16 protein-coding genes are annotated in these 17,237 nt (G+C 49.3%); all 16 read right to left on the bottom strand.

The window, feature by feature from the left end; translation table 11 throughout:
* Window positions 1-13 precede the first annotated feature (13 nt).
* Window positions 14-1,360 carry a 5'-deoxyadenosine deaminase gene (locus AC5W2J_RS15065; RefSeq protein WP_496060283.1) on the bottom strand — a complete coding sequence of 449 codons (1,347 nt, stop codon included), beginning with the start codon at window positions 1,358-1,360 and terminating at the stop codon, window positions 14-16.
* A gap of 235 nt (window positions 1,361-1,595) precedes the next feature.
* The gene (locus tag AC5W2J_RS15060) at window positions 1,596-1,946 is read right to left on the bottom strand and encodes a Na-translocating system protein MpsC family protein (RefSeq protein WP_496060282.1); all 351 of its coding nucleotides are present in this window, start codon (window positions 1,944-1,946) and stop codon (window positions 1,596-1,598) included.
* A gap of 122 nt (window positions 1,947-2,068) precedes the next feature.
* Entirely contained in the window at window positions 2,069-2,371 is a 303-nt protein-coding gene (locus AC5W2J_RS15055) for a YerC/YecD family TrpR-related protein (RefSeq protein ID WP_496060281.1), read from the bottom strand.
* Between the two features lie 131 nt (window positions 2,372-2,502).
* The gene (locus tag AC5W2J_RS15050; RefSeq protein WP_496060280.1) at window positions 2,503-4,245 is read right to left on the bottom strand and encodes an adenine deaminase C-terminal domain-containing protein; all 1,743 of its coding nucleotides are present in this window, start codon (window positions 4,243-4,245) and stop codon (window positions 2,503-2,505) included.
* Window positions 4,246-4,494: 249 nt separating this feature from the next.
* On the bottom strand, window positions 4,495-5,751 hold the full coding sequence (gene purD, locus AC5W2J_RS15045) for a phosphoribosylamine--glycine ligase (RefSeq protein ID WP_496060279.1): 1,257 nt from the start codon (window positions 5,749-5,751) through the stop codon (window positions 4,495-4,497).
* 16 nt (window positions 5,752-5,767) lie between these two features.
* On the bottom strand, window positions 5,768-7,306 hold the full coding sequence (purH, locus tag AC5W2J_RS15040; protein ID WP_496060278.1) for a bifunctional phosphoribosylaminoimidazolecarboxamide formyltransferase/IMP cyclohydrolase: 1,539 nt from the start codon (window positions 7,304-7,306) through the stop codon (window positions 5,768-5,770).
* Window positions 7,307-7,311: 5 nt separating this feature from the next.
* Window positions 7,312-7,893 carry a phosphoribosylglycinamide formyltransferase gene (purN, locus tag AC5W2J_RS15035; RefSeq protein ID WP_496060277.1) on the bottom strand — a complete coding sequence of 194 codons (582 nt, stop codon included), beginning with the start codon at window positions 7,891-7,893 and terminating at the stop codon, window positions 7,312-7,314.
* Window positions 7,890-8,927, bottom strand: a complete 1,038-nt coding sequence (purM, locus tag AC5W2J_RS15030; protein WP_496060276.1) for a phosphoribosylformylglycinamidine cyclo-ligase — start codon at window positions 8,925-8,927, stop codon at window positions 7,890-7,892. Before purM ends, purN begins: the two co-directional genes overlap by 4 nt.
* 19 nt (window positions 8,928-8,946) lie before the next feature.
* Window positions 8,947-10,368, bottom strand: coding sequence for an amidophosphoribosyltransferase (purF, locus tag AC5W2J_RS15025; protein WP_496060275.1), 1,422 nt, complete (start codon window positions 10,366-10,368; stop codon window positions 8,947-8,949).
* On the bottom strand, window positions 10,344-12,569 hold the full coding sequence (gene purL / locus AC5W2J_RS15020; protein WP_496060274.1) for a phosphoribosylformylglycinamidine synthase subunit PurL: 2,226 nt from the start codon (window positions 12,567-12,569) through the stop codon (window positions 10,344-10,346). Before purL ends, purF begins: the two co-directional genes overlap by 25 nt.
* On the bottom strand, window positions 12,553-13,236 hold the full coding sequence (gene purQ, locus AC5W2J_RS15015; protein ID WP_496060273.1) for a phosphoribosylformylglycinamidine synthase subunit PurQ: 684 nt from the start codon (window positions 13,234-13,236) through the stop codon (window positions 12,553-12,555). The genes purL and purQ overlap by 17 nt, the downstream gene beginning before the upstream one ends.
* The gene (gene purS / locus AC5W2J_RS15010; RefSeq protein ID WP_496060272.1) at window positions 13,233-13,484 is read right to left on the bottom strand and encodes a phosphoribosylformylglycinamidine synthase subunit PurS; all 252 of its coding nucleotides are present in this window, start codon (window positions 13,482-13,484) and stop codon (window positions 13,233-13,235) included. The genes purQ and purS overlap by 4 nt, the downstream gene beginning before the upstream one ends.
* Complete coding sequence (purC, locus tag AC5W2J_RS15005) at window positions 13,477-14,196, bottom strand: phosphoribosylaminoimidazolesuccinocarboxamide synthase (RefSeq protein ID WP_496060271.1); 720 nt, start codon at window positions 14,194-14,196, stop codon at window positions 13,477-13,479. The genes purS and purC overlap by 8 nt, the downstream gene beginning before the upstream one ends.
* Before the next feature lie 22 nt (window positions 14,197-14,218).
* Window positions 14,219-15,514 (bottom strand): adenylosuccinate lyase, encoded by a 1,296-nt coding sequence (purB, locus tag AC5W2J_RS15000; protein ID WP_496060270.1) that lies wholly within the window; start codon window positions 15,512-15,514, stop codon window positions 14,219-14,221.
* Between the two features lie 31 nt (window positions 15,515-15,545).
* Entirely contained in the window at window positions 15,546-16,679 is a 1,134-nt protein-coding gene (gene purK, locus AC5W2J_RS14995; RefSeq protein WP_496060269.1) for a 5-(carboxyamino)imidazole ribonucleotide synthase, read from the bottom strand.
* A complete protein-coding gene (purE, locus tag AC5W2J_RS14990) occupies window positions 16,676-17,164 on the bottom strand; it encodes a 5-(carboxyamino)imidazole ribonucleotide mutase (RefSeq protein WP_496060268.1) in 489 nt (162 codons plus the stop codon). The genes purK and purE overlap by 4 nt, the downstream gene beginning before the upstream one ends.
* Window positions 17,165-17,237 lie beyond the last annotated feature (73 nt).

Genomic DNA, 17,237 nt, shown 5'->3' with positions numbered 1-17,237 from the left:
TCTCCTTTCTTTTTTACGTCACTATCTTTTGAACGGCGGCGAGCATGCGTTTAATGGAAACGTTCGACTGGGTAAGCACATCTGATTTGTTTACAGTCAGATGCTTTTTGTTTTCCATAACAATTTTCCCATCAATAATTGTTGTTTCTACATCCTGGGCCTGCGCTGAATACACTACGCGGGAATACGGATCGACCGTTTCGGAAGGATAGCTGTGAAAATCACGCAGGTCCATCAGAAATAAGTCCGCTTTTTTACCGGTTTCAATGCTTCCGAGTTCATGATCCATTCCTATTGCCTTTGCTCCGCCGCGTGTAGCCATACGAAGTACTTTCGCTGCAGGCATTGCCGTAGGACCGTGAATTGGTTTAGGCAGAAGAGCGGCCAGCTTCATTTCGTGAAACATATTCAGATTGTTATTGCAGGCGGCTCCGTCTGCCCCAATGCTGATATCACAGCCATCGGAGTCCAGGGTGTACGTATCTGCAATTCCGGAGGCAAGCTTTAAGTTTGATCCCGGACAATGCACCATTTTTACCTGTTTTTCTTTAATAATCTGCCTCTCTTTTTCATTGAGCCACACGCAGTGCGCCAGGATAAGGCGCTCGTTTGCCAGCCCAATGTGATCGAGGTATTCGACATTCGGCATGCCGCGCTGCGATTCCACCAGCTCTATTTCGCTTTTGTTTTCGGAAGCGTGGGTATGAACATATACATTGTAATAATCAGATAAATCACGGACTTCCGTCAGCAGCTCTTCCGTGCAGGAAACAACAAAGCGCGGGCTGAAAGCATACTGAATTCGTCCGTTGTCATAGCCGTGCCATCGTTCCAGAAGTGCCACGCTTTCTTTAATAGAAGTCCGGGTATTTTCAAGCAGCTGCGGCGGTACGTCGTCGCCGACATCCATCATAACTTTTCCGGAAAGCGCGCGGATGCCGCTTTCGGCAATTGCCTGAAACGCCGATTCGGTGTGATGGACCGTCTCCATATCAACGATGGTAGTCGTTCCACCGCTGATGCACTCTCCAATACCGAGCATCGCCGAATAGTAAATAGATTCCTCGTCGTGGGCAGCTTCAAGCGGCCACAGCCTTTTTTTCAGCCAGTCCATTAATTCCAAGTCATCTGCCTGTCCCCGGAAAATCGTCTGACATAAATGAATATGTGTTTGGATAAAACCAGGAAGCACCGTTTTTCCCGTGCCGTCAATCATTCTCGTCTGGGCCGGATCCAGCTCCTGAATATCCCGGCCTATCGCTGCAATACGTCCATCCTGAATCAATATGTCCCCGTTTATAATATCCATTCCATCATTTATTGTAATGATTTCCGCATTCTTTATTAGAATATCTTTCATGAGAATCCCTTCTTTACTGTGTATTTGGGATAAAAAAGCCGGAGAATTACACAGTCCTTCGACTATGCGCTTCTCCGGCTTCTATTCTTTTCCGACCAGCGGAAAGACAGCTCCCGATTTTTCGATTAAAAGAGACTGCCCGGATAAACAGGCTGTTTCCTTTTCGTTTAATTGTTAATATCGTATGAAAAAAACACCAGTTTGTCTGGTTATTTGTTAGATATCCTTACATATTTTATGTATCAATATAAATAATGGCCGCCGCTTCTTCTGTAACAGGATCAAAGTCTTTTAAAATCGTTTTCACTTTAATCGAAAGCTGCTTTTCCAATTCTGCCTTCAGACGTTCTTTAAATTCTTTGATCAAGGTCGTGTCCACGGTCAACGTAAGTTCCGGATACTTCTTATGAATGGCTTCGAGCGCCGGCACGCGCTGATGCTCCCCAAACACCAGAATCTTGTCCTGCAGCATCTCGATTTTCTGTTTCCTGACCCCGACTTTGTACATATCCTGATTGACTTTATTATAAATCTGCGCCACTTCTTTCCGCAGTGTTTTTTCATCCATTTTGTTATATGCGTTCATGTTGTCCCTCCTCCTATTAGTATAATAAATACTCTCCGGGCTCCGTTCTGTTTGTGTACATAATCTGACAGCTTTTTCTGTAATACAAAAACCGCCCCCGGGCTGAGCCGGGAGCGGTTTCTTTATTTTTCCTGGGTTTCTTTGATTCGGTCCAGCGTCATTTGATAGCTGTCATTTCCATAGTTCAAACAGCGTTTCACGCGGGAAATCGTAGCCGTACTGGCTCCGGTTTCTGTTTCGATTTTATGGTACGTATTCCCGTTCTGCAGCATTCTGGCTACTTCCAGTCGCTGAGCTAAGGATTGAATTTCATTTATGGTACACAGATCATCAAAAAATGCATAGCATTCTTCCAAATCCTTCAATGACAATATAGCCTGAAACAGCTGATCTAATTCTTTTCCACGAAGTTTATCAATCTGCATCCTTTACACCTCACTTTAAAACGAATGTCCAACTTTCATTCCTGCTGTAAAACTGCTTCTCAGACGCTGATACATATGAAAATCAGTGACTTGTTTTGTTAGGTTACCGTTCTGCCCTGTACTTTTACAGTTTAACGCATAATAGAAGGAAAGAGTACCGTTTTCTTATGCACGTCGAAAATTCCCTTTTGGGTCACCCGGATGTAAGGCAGGTGGGTCGAGGAGAAAAACAGCATGCTGTATATAGGGTCATCATGCTTATAACCGCGCTCGCGGAGCTTTGCCTCAATGCTTTCATGCTTGGCAATCACTTCTTCCATCGGTGCAAGCGACATGGCGCCGAACAGCTTCAGCGGAAGGCCTTCAATAACTTCATTGTCTTCGACAAGAAAGATCCCGCCGTCATTCTGCTTGAGTTCTTCAAAAGCACGGAGCATGTCTTTTTTTCGTTTACCGATTAAAATAATGTCACCGGTATTGGAAAATGTCGTCGCAAGGCCGCCCAGGTTTTCCGCGAAGCCTTTTATGACGGTATTAATACGCCATTTCCCGTGGCGGTCCAGCATCGTAAAAAAGCACTCATCATGATCAGGATCGAGCTCATCAATGGCTGCGTCCACGCCTATTTGATACGGCTTTAATATAACCGAATTGACTAATTCAATTCCCATCGGCATGGAAAAATGAAGATCATCGTAGGTAAGGTTCCAATCAAGCATTAATGGATGGACCCCGTATTCACTCCAGGAAAAATGCTTCTGCGGATATAGGTTTTCTTCTCCGCGGTACACCCATTTCCCTTTAGCCATCACTGCTTCCGGCTTCGGAATTGATGGATCTTTCAGAAAGTTAATATGAGCAAGCCGGCCGGGCGCAATCATTCCAACGTAATCATCAATGCCAAGATGCTTGGCAGAGTTGTAGGAAGCCATTTCGTATGCTTCTATTTCCGGCACTCCTTTTTCCAAAGCGATTTCGATTGTGCGGTCCATAATCCCATCTTTGTAAAAAGAAGGCGTGGAGCCGTCTGTATTCATCGTAAAGCGGCTGAAGTCGGTAATACCTGCTTCCAGCAGACCTTCCAGCATTTCCGGCAGATCCGGGCGGATGGAAGAATAGCGCAGGGAAGTAGTCATTCCTGCGTCCAGCCTCATTAGCGCCTCATCCGCCGTCATTGCTTCATGGTCGCCTGAAACACCAAGCAGTGCCATTTGGATAATGGTTTTTTCGGAAGCACCGGGCAAATGGCCTTCAATCGGCTTATTTGCTTCTTTCGTCTGCTGCATCCAGTGAAGAATCGTATCATCACCTGTCATGACCCGCGGCCATGCTGTAAGTTCCCCGCCCTGTACGACGAGTGGGTGCTCCAGCCATGACATCATTTTGGAAGGAGAAAAAATAGAGTCTTCTTCCTCCATTTCCGTCTGGGCATCGTATCGCGCCCACCAGTACATGGAAGTCGGGAGATTATCCAGTTCTTCTATAAGTGTAAGCGCTTTCTTTTTATCAACATGCAGAAAGAAAAACATATTGTCATTTACGAGTGTCGTTGTTCCCCGCTGGGAAGCATACGCTGCAAAAGTGTGCGGATTGTAAAGCTGAAACGGATGAACATGTGGCTCTATATAACCTGGCACAAGAAACTGGCCTGTGCAGTCTACTACTTCCGCCTGTTCAGTATTATCGGGAAGGCTGTCTCCTACGTATATAATGCGATCGTCCGATATCCATATGTGGCCTTCCAGCCATTTTTTCCGTGCACTGCTCAAGTACGTTGCATTTTTTAATACTATATCAGGTGAGCGTTGTCCTCTGATAACGGAAAGTTGGTTTCGAAGTGTTTGTTTGTTCCATCTAAATAACCGGGATGCCATATTTTCACCTGCTTTGCTGTATTTTTATGTTTGCTTATTTAGTGCTATCGTATCACACTTTGCCTCTGTACTCCACGAAAGGAAGTGACAACTGTGGGAACTCTGCCCCGGCTTAACGGGGCGGAGCACCCCTGTTACTGTAACAAAAAGAACGGATCTGTTTGGTGTTGTTGAGAAGAAATCTTCCATTGAAATTCACTGCCGGCAATAGAAAAGCCCTCCGCCTGACCGGCAGAGGACTTCAATGCATCAGGTGGCAGCCGATATGGCTTTATGCCCGATGTCTTTACGGTAAAACAAGTGGGTCGTATCAAGATCTTCAAGCTTCGCGTAGACCTTCACCTGTGCTTCTTCAAGCGTTGCAGCTTTTTCTGCGATTAACAGCACGCGTCCACCAGCGGTTTTATACTGGCCGCCTTCCTCTTCAACGCCTGCAAAAAACAGCATATCAGATGACGGTACCGCAGCAATCGGCTGATGTTTTGCATAAGAGCCGGGATAGCCTTTAGAAGCGGCTACTACACCGAGTACCGCATCGTCGGACCAGGAAAGCACCGGCTTTCCGCCGGCCAGCAGGTCCAGAATCACTTCTGCCAGATCAGATTCCAGACGCGGCAGCACTACCTGCGCTTCCGGATCGCCGAAACGGGCATTAAACTCGATGACTTTAGCGCCGCTGTCTGTCATCATCAGCCCGGCATACAAAATACCGGTAAACGAACGACCTTCTTTCACCAAGGCTTTAGCAGCAGGCTCAAGTACCTGCTCCACTGCTTCCTGCACCTGCTTTTCTTTAAACTGCGGCACGGGGCTGTAGGCCCCCATCCCGCCGGTGTTCGGTCCCTGATCCTGGTCATAGGCACGTTTATGGTCCTGGGCGCCTACCATTGGAATCACCGTTTCTCCGTTCACAAAGGCCATCAGCGACAGTTCTTCCCCGCTCAGGTACTCTTCGATCACGACTTCCGCTCCGGCCCCGCCGAATTTACTGTCCACCAGTATATCGCGGAGCGCCTCGCCGGCTTCCTCTTCTGTCAGCGCGACGGTCACGCCTTTGCCTGCCGCCAGGCCGTCCGCTTTGATTACGATGGGAGCACCGATTTTCTGTACATACGCCAGCGCCTTATCATAATCAGAAAACACTTCATAAAAACCGGTCGGTATGTTGTAACGCTTCATAATGTCTTTGGCAAATGATTTACTGCCTTCAATTTTGGCAGCAGCCTGGGAAGGGCCGAAAACGGCCAGGCCTTCCTTATGAAAGCGGTCAGCCAGTCCTTCAAGCAGCGGTACTTCCGGACCGATCACGGTCAGTCCGATATCCTGCTGTTTGGCAAAGGAGACAAGACCGTTCTGATCCGACTCGCTGATCGCTGTACACTCTGCCGCTTCTTTCATGCCCGGATTGCCGGGGGCCGCGAACACTTTATTAGTTTTCCGGCTTTTAGAGAACGCCCATGCGAGAGCATGCTCCCGGCCGCCTCCGCCGATAACGAGTACATTCATAAGTGAATCGCTCCTTTTAATGTTTAAAGTGGCGGATGCCTGTAAATACCATCGTAATGCCCAATTCATCAGCCATCGAAATAGATTCTTCATCACGGATAGAACCACCCGGCTGAATAATAGCGGTTACGCCGGCCGCTCCTGCTGCTTCCACCGTATCTTTCATTGGAAAAAAGGCATCAGAACCCATCGCGGAACCGACAGCTTCCTCGCCTGCCTGTTCTACTGCAATAGCTGCAGAGCCGACGCGGTTCATCTGGCCGGCCCCGATTCCAATGGTTTTATCGCCTTTAGCCAGTACGATTGCATTTGACTTCACGTGCTTGACTATTTTCCAGGCCAGCTTAAGATCCTGCCATTCCTGCTTGGAAGGCTCCCTTTTAGTTACAACGCGAACGTCCGCATCCAAAAAGCCCTTAGCATCCTGTTCCTGGACAAGTGTGCCGCCGTAAATGGAAGTCATTACCGAACGCTCCATTGGGGCTTCGTCCATGGAAACACTCAAGAGACGGATGTTCTTTTTAGCTGACAAAATGTCCAGCGCTTCCTGTGAGAAGTGCGGGGCAATCACGATTTCCAGAAAGATATTCTTCAACTGGTCCGCTGTTTCCGTGTCGACTTCCTGGTTTAATGCTACAATGCCTCCAAAAATAGACACTGGGTCTGCTTCATACGCTTTCTGGTACGCTTCGGCAATCGTTTCTCCGACACCGACACCGCACGGATTCATATGCTTAACGGCTACTGCAGCCGGCTGGGAAAATTCTTTTACCATTTCAAGCGCTGCCTGGGCATCGTTAATATTATTGTAGGAAAGTTCTTTACCATGCAGCTGCAGCGCGTTGGCGATTGAGCTGATCGGGCCGATCGGCTCTCTGTAGAAAGCCGCTTTCTGATGGGGGTTTTCCCCGTAGCGCAGATCCTGCTTCTTCTCATACGTTACGGTGTACGTTTCCGGATAAAGTTCCCCGGTCTGATCTGTTAAGTAATTGGCGATCATAGCGTCATAGGCTGCTGTATGGCGGAAAACTTTCGCTGCCAGCATTTTCCGGCGCTCGACACTGATTTCCCCGTGCTGCTCCAATTCATGTAACAGCTCTTCGTAATCGTTGGGATCCGTAATCACTGCAACATCCTGATAATTTTTGGAAGCGGCGCGGAGCATCGTCGGTCCGCCGATATCAATGTTTTCGATCGCTTCTTCGAATGTCGTCTCCGGACGTTCAATCGTTTCTTTAAACGGATACAAATTAACGATAACGTAGTCAATCGGAGCGATATTATGTTCTTCAAGCTGTTTCATATGGCTTTCTTCCGAACGCATTGCAAGAAGTCCGCTGTGAATATTGGGATGAAGGGTTTTTACACGTCCATCCAGAATTTCCGGAAACCCGGTAACATCGGAAATCCCGATGACCTTGACGCCTCCTTCTTTAAGAACGCGGCTTGTGCCTCCTGTAGAAATAATTTCAATGCCGAGGCTTTCCAGTTTTTTCGCAAAGGGGACGATGCCCTCTTTGTTTGATACGCTGATCAGTGCTCTTTTTGTGTACATGCCTGTTAAAAGCTCCTTTCCAATTTTCCAGCGAGTTCATCGATAACTTCCGGATACAATCTATGCTCTATCGCCTGAATGGCGTTCGTTAATGTCTCTTTGGAGTCTGTGCGGCGGATGTTTACCGCTTCCTGCGCAATAATGCGGCCGGTGTCCATGCCTTCGTCCACGTAATGAATCGTCACCCCGGTAATTTTTACCCCAGCCTGCCACGCCTGCCCGATCGCATCTTTTCCGGGAAAAGCCGGCAGCAGCGAAGGATGGATATTAACGATGCGTCCTTCAAATGCGTGGAGAAGAACCGGGCCGATCAGGCGCATGTATCCTGCCAAAAAAACAAAAGAGATGCCATGATGTTCCAATTCCTGTACAATCTCTTCTTCAAACGCCTGTTTGGAACTGTATTGTTTCGCCTGAAAAGAAAATACGGGAATATGCAGTGCTTCTGCTTTTTGAATAACGGCCGCCTGCGGTTTATCACATACAAGCAGGGAGACTGCTGCGCCGAGCCTCCCCTCCTGTTCTGCCCGGACAATGGCTTCGAAATTCGAGCCGCTGCCTGAAGCAAATACTGCTATTTTTTTCATGAAACGGTGCCATCCAGTTCAATCGAACCTCCGTCGGTAACGGAGCCGATCCGCACGGCTGGTTCCTGCCCGGCATGAAGCGCCTGCAGTGCCGCATCGGCATCTTCCGGGCGGACAGCTGCGATCAGGCCGATACCCATATTAAAGGTGCCGTACATATCTTTATCCGACAGACTGCCGGTAGACTGAATCAAGGAAAAAATCTCCGGTGTCTTCCAGGCTGAAGTCTGAATGGACGCACCAAGACCTTCCGGAAGCATTCTTGGTATATTTTCATAGAAGCCGCCGCCTGTAATATGAGCCATTCCCTGCACAGTTACGGTGTTCATTAAGTCACGTACTGCTTTTACATATATTCTTGTCGGGGTTAACAGCTCAAGCCCGAGCTTCTTTTCAAGCGGAGAGTAGATTTCCTGGAGCTCCAGGTTCCCTTTATCAAACAGGACACTTCTGGCAAGAGAAAGCCCGTTGCTGTGAATACCGGAGGAGACAAGACCGATCAGTACGTCTCCTTCCCGGATATTTTCACCGGTGACAATATCTTTCTTTTCCGCCGCACCGACCGCAAATCCTGCAAGGTCATATTCATCAGCATCATACATGCCCGGCATTTCTGCCGTTTCCCCGCCGATCAAAGCACAGCCTGACTGCTCACAGCCGTCGGCCACGCCTTTTACGATTGCTTCGATCTTTTCCGGGACGGCCTTGCCGCACGCGAGATAATCGAGAAAATAAAGCGGTTCTGCGCCTTGAACGGCAATGTCATTAACGCACATAGCGACGGCATCCTGGCCGATCGTATCATGTTTATCCATTTGAAAAGCGATCATCAGCTTTGTGCCGACGCCGTCTGTTCCCGAAATAAGCACGGGCTCTTTGTATGGAAGCGCAGAAAGGTCGAACATGGCGCCGAACCCTCCGAGTCCTCCCATCACTTCCGGACGCATCGTACGGCTTGTATGCTTTTTCATTCGTTTTACTGCTTCATAGCCGGCCTCTACATCAACGCCGGCTTGTTTATATGCATCAGACATCGTCAAGCCCCTTTCTATTCTAGCTGTTCATCACTTTATCATGGGGATGAACGGTGTCTTCGTAAATTTCTGTTGGGTAGTTTCCTGTAAAGCATGCCAGGCACTGGCCGCAGTTCTTATCCTGGCTGCTTCTTCCAATCCCTTCAAGCATGCCGTCGATGGAAATGAAGGCTAATGAGTCGGCTCCCATTTTTTCACGCATTTCTTCCACTGTATGGTTCGACGCGATCAGCTCCGCCTTCGTTGACGTATCGATACCGTAAAAGCAGGGGTGGGTAATCGGCGGCGACGTGATGCGCACGTGTACTTCCAGCGCACCGGCGTCTTTTAACAGCTGAACGATGCGGCGGCTTGTCGTACCGCGGACAATAGAATCATCCACCATGACAACACGTTTGCCGGCCACTACGCCCCGTACCGGTGACAGCTTCATCTTAACGCCCTGCTCACGCAGCTCCTGGGTCGGCTGAATAAAGGTCCGTCCGACATATCGGTTTTTAATAAGGCCAAGCTCGTAAGGAATGCCGCTCTGTTCAGCAAAGCCGATAGCCGCTGAGATGGAGGAGTCCGGAACACCGGTTACGACATCTGCTTCCACCGGCGTTTCCAGAGCCATCTGCTTGCCGAGACTTTTCCGGGCCGTATGCACATTAATCTGATCAACATCCGAATCCGGTCTTGCAAAATACACGTATTCCATACTGCATATCTGTCTGTCCGCCGGTTTGGAAAACAGCTGCGAGCGCATGCCGTCTTTATCGATAATAACAATTTCCCCCGGCTGCACTTCCCGTTCGTGCACAGCGCCTACAGCGTCAAATGCACAGGTTTCCGATGCTACTACGTAGGCATCTCCCATCCGTCCAATCGAAAGCGGACGCAGGCCGTTTGGATCCATGGCCACCATCAGCTTGTCTTCGGTCAACACGGCAAGCGCGTAAGCACCTTTGATCGTGGAAAGGGCATCTTTAAACTGTTCTTCAAGCGTTGGGTGAGGACTTCGTTTAATCAGGTGGGCCAGTACTTCTGTATCGGAAGTGGACTGAAAAATGCTGCCTTCCCGTTCCAGGTCACTTTTTACTCCATTTGCATTAACAAGGTTTCCATTATGAGCGAGCGCCAGTCCGCTTGTCTGGGACTGGAATAAAAGCGGCTGTACGTTTAACAGCCCGCCTCCACCGGAAGTAGCATAACGAACATGCCCTATCGCTGCATGCCCCTGAAGCTTCTCCAGTTCACCTTCTTTAAATGCTTTCGTCACAAGGCCAAGCCCTTTGTGTGTGCTCAGCTTATCCCCGTCGCTTACGACGATGCCGGCACCTTCCTGCCCTCTGTGCTGCAGGCTGTGCAGGCCGTAATACGTTACCTGCGCTGCATCTTTATGTCCCCAGATCGCAAAAACTCCGCATTCTTCATTTAAGCCTTTGATTTCACCAAACATGGAATTGCTCCTTTCCAGGTCTCCTCCAATGTCTTTAAAGGAGCCTGTACCACCGTTTCTCCTGATGCTGATGCAATATGCAGCTGGCTGTTGTCCGTCACTGTGCCAATGAATTGAGCGTCTTCGATCATATCTTCCAACAGTTTCTTTTCGTCGGCCGGTACACTGATAACAAAACGGGACTGGGTTTCAGAAAACAATTCATTTATCGGTTGCCCGGAAAGCGTGACATCTGCTCCAAGCGATGTGCCTATTAAGCTTTCCGTCAATGCTACGCCAAGCCCGCCTTCTGAAATATCGTGGGCGGAAGAAACAATGCCCATTTTAATTGCTTCCAGAAGCTGCTGCTGGCGTTTTTTCTCTACGGCCAGATCCAGCTTCGGCGCCTTGCCGGAGATATAGCCCTGTTCCATTTTCTGCAGTTCACTGCCGCCAAATTCCGGCGCTGCTTCGCCGATCACATACACCGCGTCGCCTGCCTGTTTGAACGTCTGGGTCGTAATATGCTTTAAATCTTCGATCAGGCCTACCATACCGATGACCGGCGTTGGGTATACCGCTCCCTGGCTTGTTTCGTTGTAAAGGGAAACGTTGCCGCCGATGACCGGCGTTGAAAGCTCGGTGCAGGCTTCGCTCATGCCGTCTGTCGATTTTTCAATCTGCCAGAAAATCTCCGGGTTTTCCGGACTTCCGTAGTTCAGGCAGTCTGTCACGCCTAAAGGACGGGCCCCTGAGCAGACAATATTACGCGCAGCTTCCGCTACCGCGATGCGCCCGCCTGTTTCCGGATCCAGATATATATAACGCGAGTTGCAGTCTGTCGTCATCGCGAGAGCTTTGTTTTTGTCTCTTACTTTAATAACGGCCGCATCCGACCCCGGCTGCACGACTGTATTTGTCTGCACCATATAGTCATACTGGTCGTAAATCCATTCTTTGCTTGCAATGGTCGGCTGCTCCAGCAGTCGAAGCAGGGTGCCCTGCAAGTCTTCTACATCCGGAAGCCAGTTGATGCCCTGGTTTTCCTGGTAATAAGCAGGTTCTGAAGAGGCCGGATGGTACACGGGTGCATCCTCTGCAAGCGAATCAACAGGCACGTCGGCTGCTACTTTGCCGTTATGAATCAGGCGAAGTACCTGCTCTTCGATTACTTCCCCAACGTTGGCAGAGAGAAGTCCCCATTTATCGCATATATCAATAATTTCCTGTTCACGGCCTTTTTCTACAACGAGAAGCATCCGCTCCTGCGATTCGGACAGCATCATTTCGTATGGTGTCATGCCTGTTTCGCGCTGTGGCACAAGATCAAGATTCATTTCAATTCCTGACCCTGCCTTACTCGCCATTTCGGCGGAAGAAGAAGTCAGGCCGGCTGCTCCCATATCCTGTATGCCGACGAGCGCATCTGATTTCACAAGCTCCAGGCATGCTTCCAATAACAGCTTTTCTTTAAATGGATCTCCGACCTGAACAGCAGGACGCTTGCTCTCCGATTCTTCACTCAATTCCTCTGAAGCAAAGGTAGCACCGTGAATACCGTCACGACCGGTGTCGGCTCCGACATAAAGAACCGTGTTTCCAACTCCTTTAGCCTGACCCTTTTGAATGTCTTTATGGTCAATCAAACCTACGCACATAGCGTTAACAAGCGGGTTGCCTTCATAGCACGGATCAAACTGAATTTCACCGCCGACGGTAGGTACCCCGACGCAGTTGCCGTATCCGGCAATGCCGGCGACTACTTCTTCGAGCAGGTAACGAACGCGCTGATTGTCAAGTTCTCCGAAGCGCAGCGAGTTTAACAGCGCAATCGGACGGGCTCCCATGGAAAATACGTCACGGAGAATACCGCCTACGCCCGTGGCCGCCCCTTGATAAGGTTCAATAGCGGAAGGGTGGTTATGGCTTTCGATTTTAAATACTACCGCCTGGTCATCGCCAATATCGATGATGCCGGCGCCTTCCCCGGGTCCCTGCAGAACTTCTTCTCCGGTAACCGGAAACTTTTTCAGCACGACTTTGGAGTGCTTGTAGCTGCAGTGTTCGGACCACATAACGGAAAAAAGCCCCGTCTCTGTATAATTCGGCAGACGTCCGAGAATTTTTTCCACCATCGCAAATTCCTGCTCTTTAAGGCCCATTTCTTTATAAATATGCTCTTTCTTAATTTGCTCTGGGGACGGTTCAAGTAGTAACGACATGGGATTTCCTCCAATGATTGAGAATAGATTGAAACAACGGCAGGCCATCAGCGCTGCCAAGCAGGTCAAGAGTGGCTCGTTCCGGGTGCGGCATCATGCCGAGCACATTTCCTTTTTTATTTACAATGCCGGCAATATCGCCGACGGATCCATTAATATCTTCTTTGTACGTGAACACAATCTGATTGTTGTCCTGCAATTCCTGGAGGGTGGCATCGTCGCAGAAATAGTTGCCTTCTCCGTGGGCTACTGGAATCGTAATATCTTGGCCCTGTTCATATTTTTCGGAAAAAGCCGTTGTGTTGTTTTTTACCTGCAGGGTTGTCTGGCGGCAGATAAACTTCAGCGATTTATTCCGCTGCATGGCGCCCGGCAGAAGCCCGGCTTCAAGCAGAACCTGGAATCCGTTGCAGATGCCCAGCACCGGCTTGCCTTTTGACGCTTCTTCGATCACGCTCTCCATTACCGGCGCAAAGCGGGCAATCGCACCTGAGCGAAGGTAGTCTCCGTAGGAAAATCCGCCTGGAATCAGGATGGCATCATAGGCTGCAACGCTTTTTTCGGTGTACCATACTTTTTCTACTTCTTCTCCAAGGCCGTCTTTGATGGCGTAAAACATATCGTCATCACAGTTGGAGCCTGGAAATACGATTACGGCGAACTTCATGAGGAAACAACCTCCTCCATATTGTACGTATAGTCTTCAATAACCGGATTTGTCAGCAGCTTATGGCACATCTCTTCGACTTTTTCCTGCACATCGTCCGTGTTTTCCATATGAAGCTCGATAAATTTACCGGTCTGCACTTCGCTCACTTCGTTATATCCCATCGTGTGAAGAGCGTTATTAATGGCGCTACCCTGCGGATCCAATACGCCGGCCTTTAACGTTACGTAAATCTGAACTTTAACCATGTATAGTGCCTCCCAGTCTTTTTAAAATCTCCTTGTAGCCTTCCTGCAGGGAACCAAGACCATAGCGGAACAGGTCTTTATCGAATTTTTCCCTCGTCGTTTTGTCCCAGAGCCTGCATGTATCCGGAGAAATTTCATCGGACAGCAGGATCGCTCCGTCTTCTGTCGTACCAAATTCCAGCTTAAAATCGACCAGAATCAATTCACATTCGTCAAAATGCTTTTTAAGCGCATCGTTTACTTCCAGCGCCAGCTTTCTCATTTCGATCGTCTGGGCCGGTTCCGCTGCATGCAGAAGGCGGATATGATCATCGTTAATAAGCGGATCGCCCAGCTCATCGTCTTTATAGTAAAATTCCACTACCGGCACATCTACTTCGGTGCCTTCCGGAATACCGGTGCGCTTTTTCAGGCTGCCGGCAACTACATTGCGGACAACGACTTCCAGTGGAATAATCGTTGTTTTATGAACGAGCTGTTCTGTCGCGGAAATTTTTTTCTCAAAATGATTGCGGATGCCAAGAGACGTCAGCTTTTCGAAAAGAAGAGAAGAAATAACATTATTCAGCTCTCCTTTTCCCTTTAAGATGTCTTTCTTTTCTCCGTTAAACGCTGTGGCTTCATCTTTATATTCCACCCAGAGAAGTCCTGGTGTATCTGTTTCATAAAGCCGCTTGGCTTTTCCTTCATACAGAAGATCCTGCTTTTCCACTCAAAACGCCTCCCTGGTTTATTTACTCAATACCTGCACGCTTAAAGATCGTATCCACTTGTTTCATATGATGATTGTAGTCAAAGCATTCATCGAGCTCTTGTTCTGTGAGCACTTCTGTAATGCGGGACTGCTGGTCAACAAGCGTCCGGAACTGAACGCCCTCTTCCCATGCCTGCATCGCTGTAGGCTGCACGAGATCGTATGCTTCTTCCCGGGCCATGCCTTTGTTGATTAATGTGAGCATAACGCGCTGGGAATAAATCAGCCCGAACGTTCTTTTCATGTTGGCTTTCATGTTTTCCGGAAACACCGTCAGGTTTTTAACAATATTGCCAAAACGGTTCAGCATATAATTAAGCGCGATTGTCGCATCCGGCAGGATGATGCGTTCTGCCGACGAGTGGGAAATGTCACGCTCATGCCAGAGCGGCACGTTTTCGTATGCTGTAAGCATATGGCCGCGGATGACGCGGGCGAGGCCTGACATATTCTCCGAGCCAATCGGGTTGCGTTTATGAGGCATCGCGGAGGATCCTTTCTGCCCTTTGGCGAAAAACTCTTCCACTTCGCGTGTTTCACTTTTCTGCAGGCCGCGGATTTCCACCGCCATTTTTTCAATCGATCCGGCAATAAGAGCAACGGTGCTCATGTAATGAGCGTGGCGGTCCCGCTGCAGTGTCTGGGTGGAAACAGGAGCTGCTTCAAGTCCAAGCTGATGGCAGACATGCTCTTCAATATACGGTGGAATGTTGGCAAACGTGCCAACCGCACCGGACAGCTTTCCAACACGTACTGTTTCTGCAGCAGCACGAAAGCGCTCCAGGTTGCGCTGCATTTCCTGATACCAGAGGGCAAGCTTCAAGCCGAAAGTCGTAGGCTCGGCGTGCACTCCGTGCGTGCGTCCCATCATGACCGTGTATTTATGTTCTTTTGCTTTTTCTTTCAATATGGAAGTGAAGTTCTCCAGATCCTTTAACAGAATCGCATTCGCCTGCTTGAGCTGGTAGGAAAGAGCAGTATCTACAACGTCTGTAGAAGTCAGGCCGTAATGCACCCATTTGCGTTCTTCCCCAAGCGTTTCTGACACGGCTCTTGTAAAGGCTACAACATCGTGACGCGTTTCCTGCTCGATTTCGTTAATACGTGCCACATCAAATCCTGCATTCTCACGGATTTTTTCCACGTCTTCCTTTGGAATGTCTCCAAGTTCGGACCAGGCTTCGCAGGCGGAAATTTCCACTTCGAGCCAGGCGTTAAAGCGGTTGTTTTCTGTCCATATTTCTCCCATTTCCGGGCGGGTGTAACGTTCGATCATGTTGATTCCTCCACTCTCTCTATCTGCTGCTTTATTTTATATAGGTATTCCATACGGTATTGCTGTCTTCAAGCGCCTGTTCCACGCTGTCGCGCAGCACGGTCCAGTGTCCCATTTTCCGGCCGGGACGACTTTCGGCTTTTCCGTAAAGATGAATGTGCTCTTTGGCAAAATCCTGCAGGCCGTTCATTACCGGCTCCACGTGCTGCCCTAATATATTTGTCATCACGACCGGCTTGAGCAGGCCGGTCGGTCCGAGCGGCAGTCCGCAGACGGCGCGGATATGCTGTTCAAACTGGGATGTTTCACAGGCTTCAATCGTGTAGTGCCCGGAATTGTGCGGCCGGGGTGCCACTTCGTTTACGTAGAGCGTTTCTTCATCTATAACAAACATTTCAATAGCGAGCGTACCGACAAGCTGTAAATGCCCGGCTAATGTTTCAGCCAATGCATAGGCCTTCTCTGCTAAGGTGCCCGGAATCCGGGCTGGAACGATCGTTTGGTGGAGAATATTGTTTTCATGAATGTTTTCTCCGACAGGAAATACAGCTGTTTCTCCTGTCGTCGCTCTCGTAATAATAACGGAGATTTCTTTTTCAAACGGGATCCAGGCTTCAAGGACAAAATCCGCCGGATTCTTTTCTGCCAGGCGGCTGTATGCTTCCTGCAGGTCTGTTTCTTTTTTCAGCACTTCCTGGCCTTTGCCGTCATATCCGCCCCGGCATGTTTTTAAGACAGCAGGAAGGCCGATGGCTTTAACTGCGGCCTTGAGAGAATCATAGTCGGTGACCGGCTGGTACGGTGCCACCGGAACGCCCGCGGCTTCAATAGCTTTTTTCTCACGAAGCCTGTGCTGGGTCGTATGAAGAAGCGCACCGCCCTGCGGAAGGTACATCGTTTCTTCCAGGAAAGAAGCCGTGTCGGCATCAATATTTTCAAATTCATAAGTCAGGACGCTGCAGTGGGAGGAAAGTTCTTCTGCCGCGCTGCGGTCGTCGTAGGCTCCTTTTATTTCCACATCGGACACCTGGCCGGCTGGAGAGCCCGTTGAAGGCTCCAGTACCGCCGTACGGTATCCCATCGGCCGTGCGGCAATTGCCATCATCCGGCCGAGCTGCCCGCCGCCGAGTATACCAATTGTTTTGCCGGGAGGTATTAACGTCATGATGGAAGGTCCCCCGTTTCTATTACTTTGCTGCGCATCTCTTCGCGCCGGTTATCCATTTTTTCAGCAAGCTCCTCATCAAATGCCGAAAGAATCTGTGCGGCAAGCAGGCCGGCATTTACTGCCCCTGCTCTGCCAATAGCTACCGTAGCGACAGGCACGCCGCCCGGCATCTGAGCGATCGACAGAAGCGAATCCATTCCCTGCAGCGCTTTTGATTGGATAGGAACCCCGATAACAGGAAGTGTTGTCTTGGCTGCGGTCATGCCAGGAAGATGCGCGGCGCCGCCGGCTCCTGCAATAATAACTTTCAGCCCTTTCTGACGGGCCGTTTCTGCATACTCGAACATTAAATCCGGTGTCCGGTGGGCAGATACGACCTGTTTTTCATATGCAATATTCAACTCATCCAGCACATCACATGCGTTCTTCATCGTTTCCCAATCGGATGTGCTTCCCATGATTACTCCAACCTGCGGATTCATTCTTCCACTCCTCTACGGCTTTGCTCCGTTGTGTTCTATGTGTTAAAAATCCACGAAAAAAGCCCCGGTAGGT

The sequence above is a fragment of the Sinobaca sp. SA16-1 genome (assembly GCF_059510515.1).
Note: the sequence above shows the minus strand (reverse complement) of the source record. Positions and strands in the feature narration are given on the sequence as shown.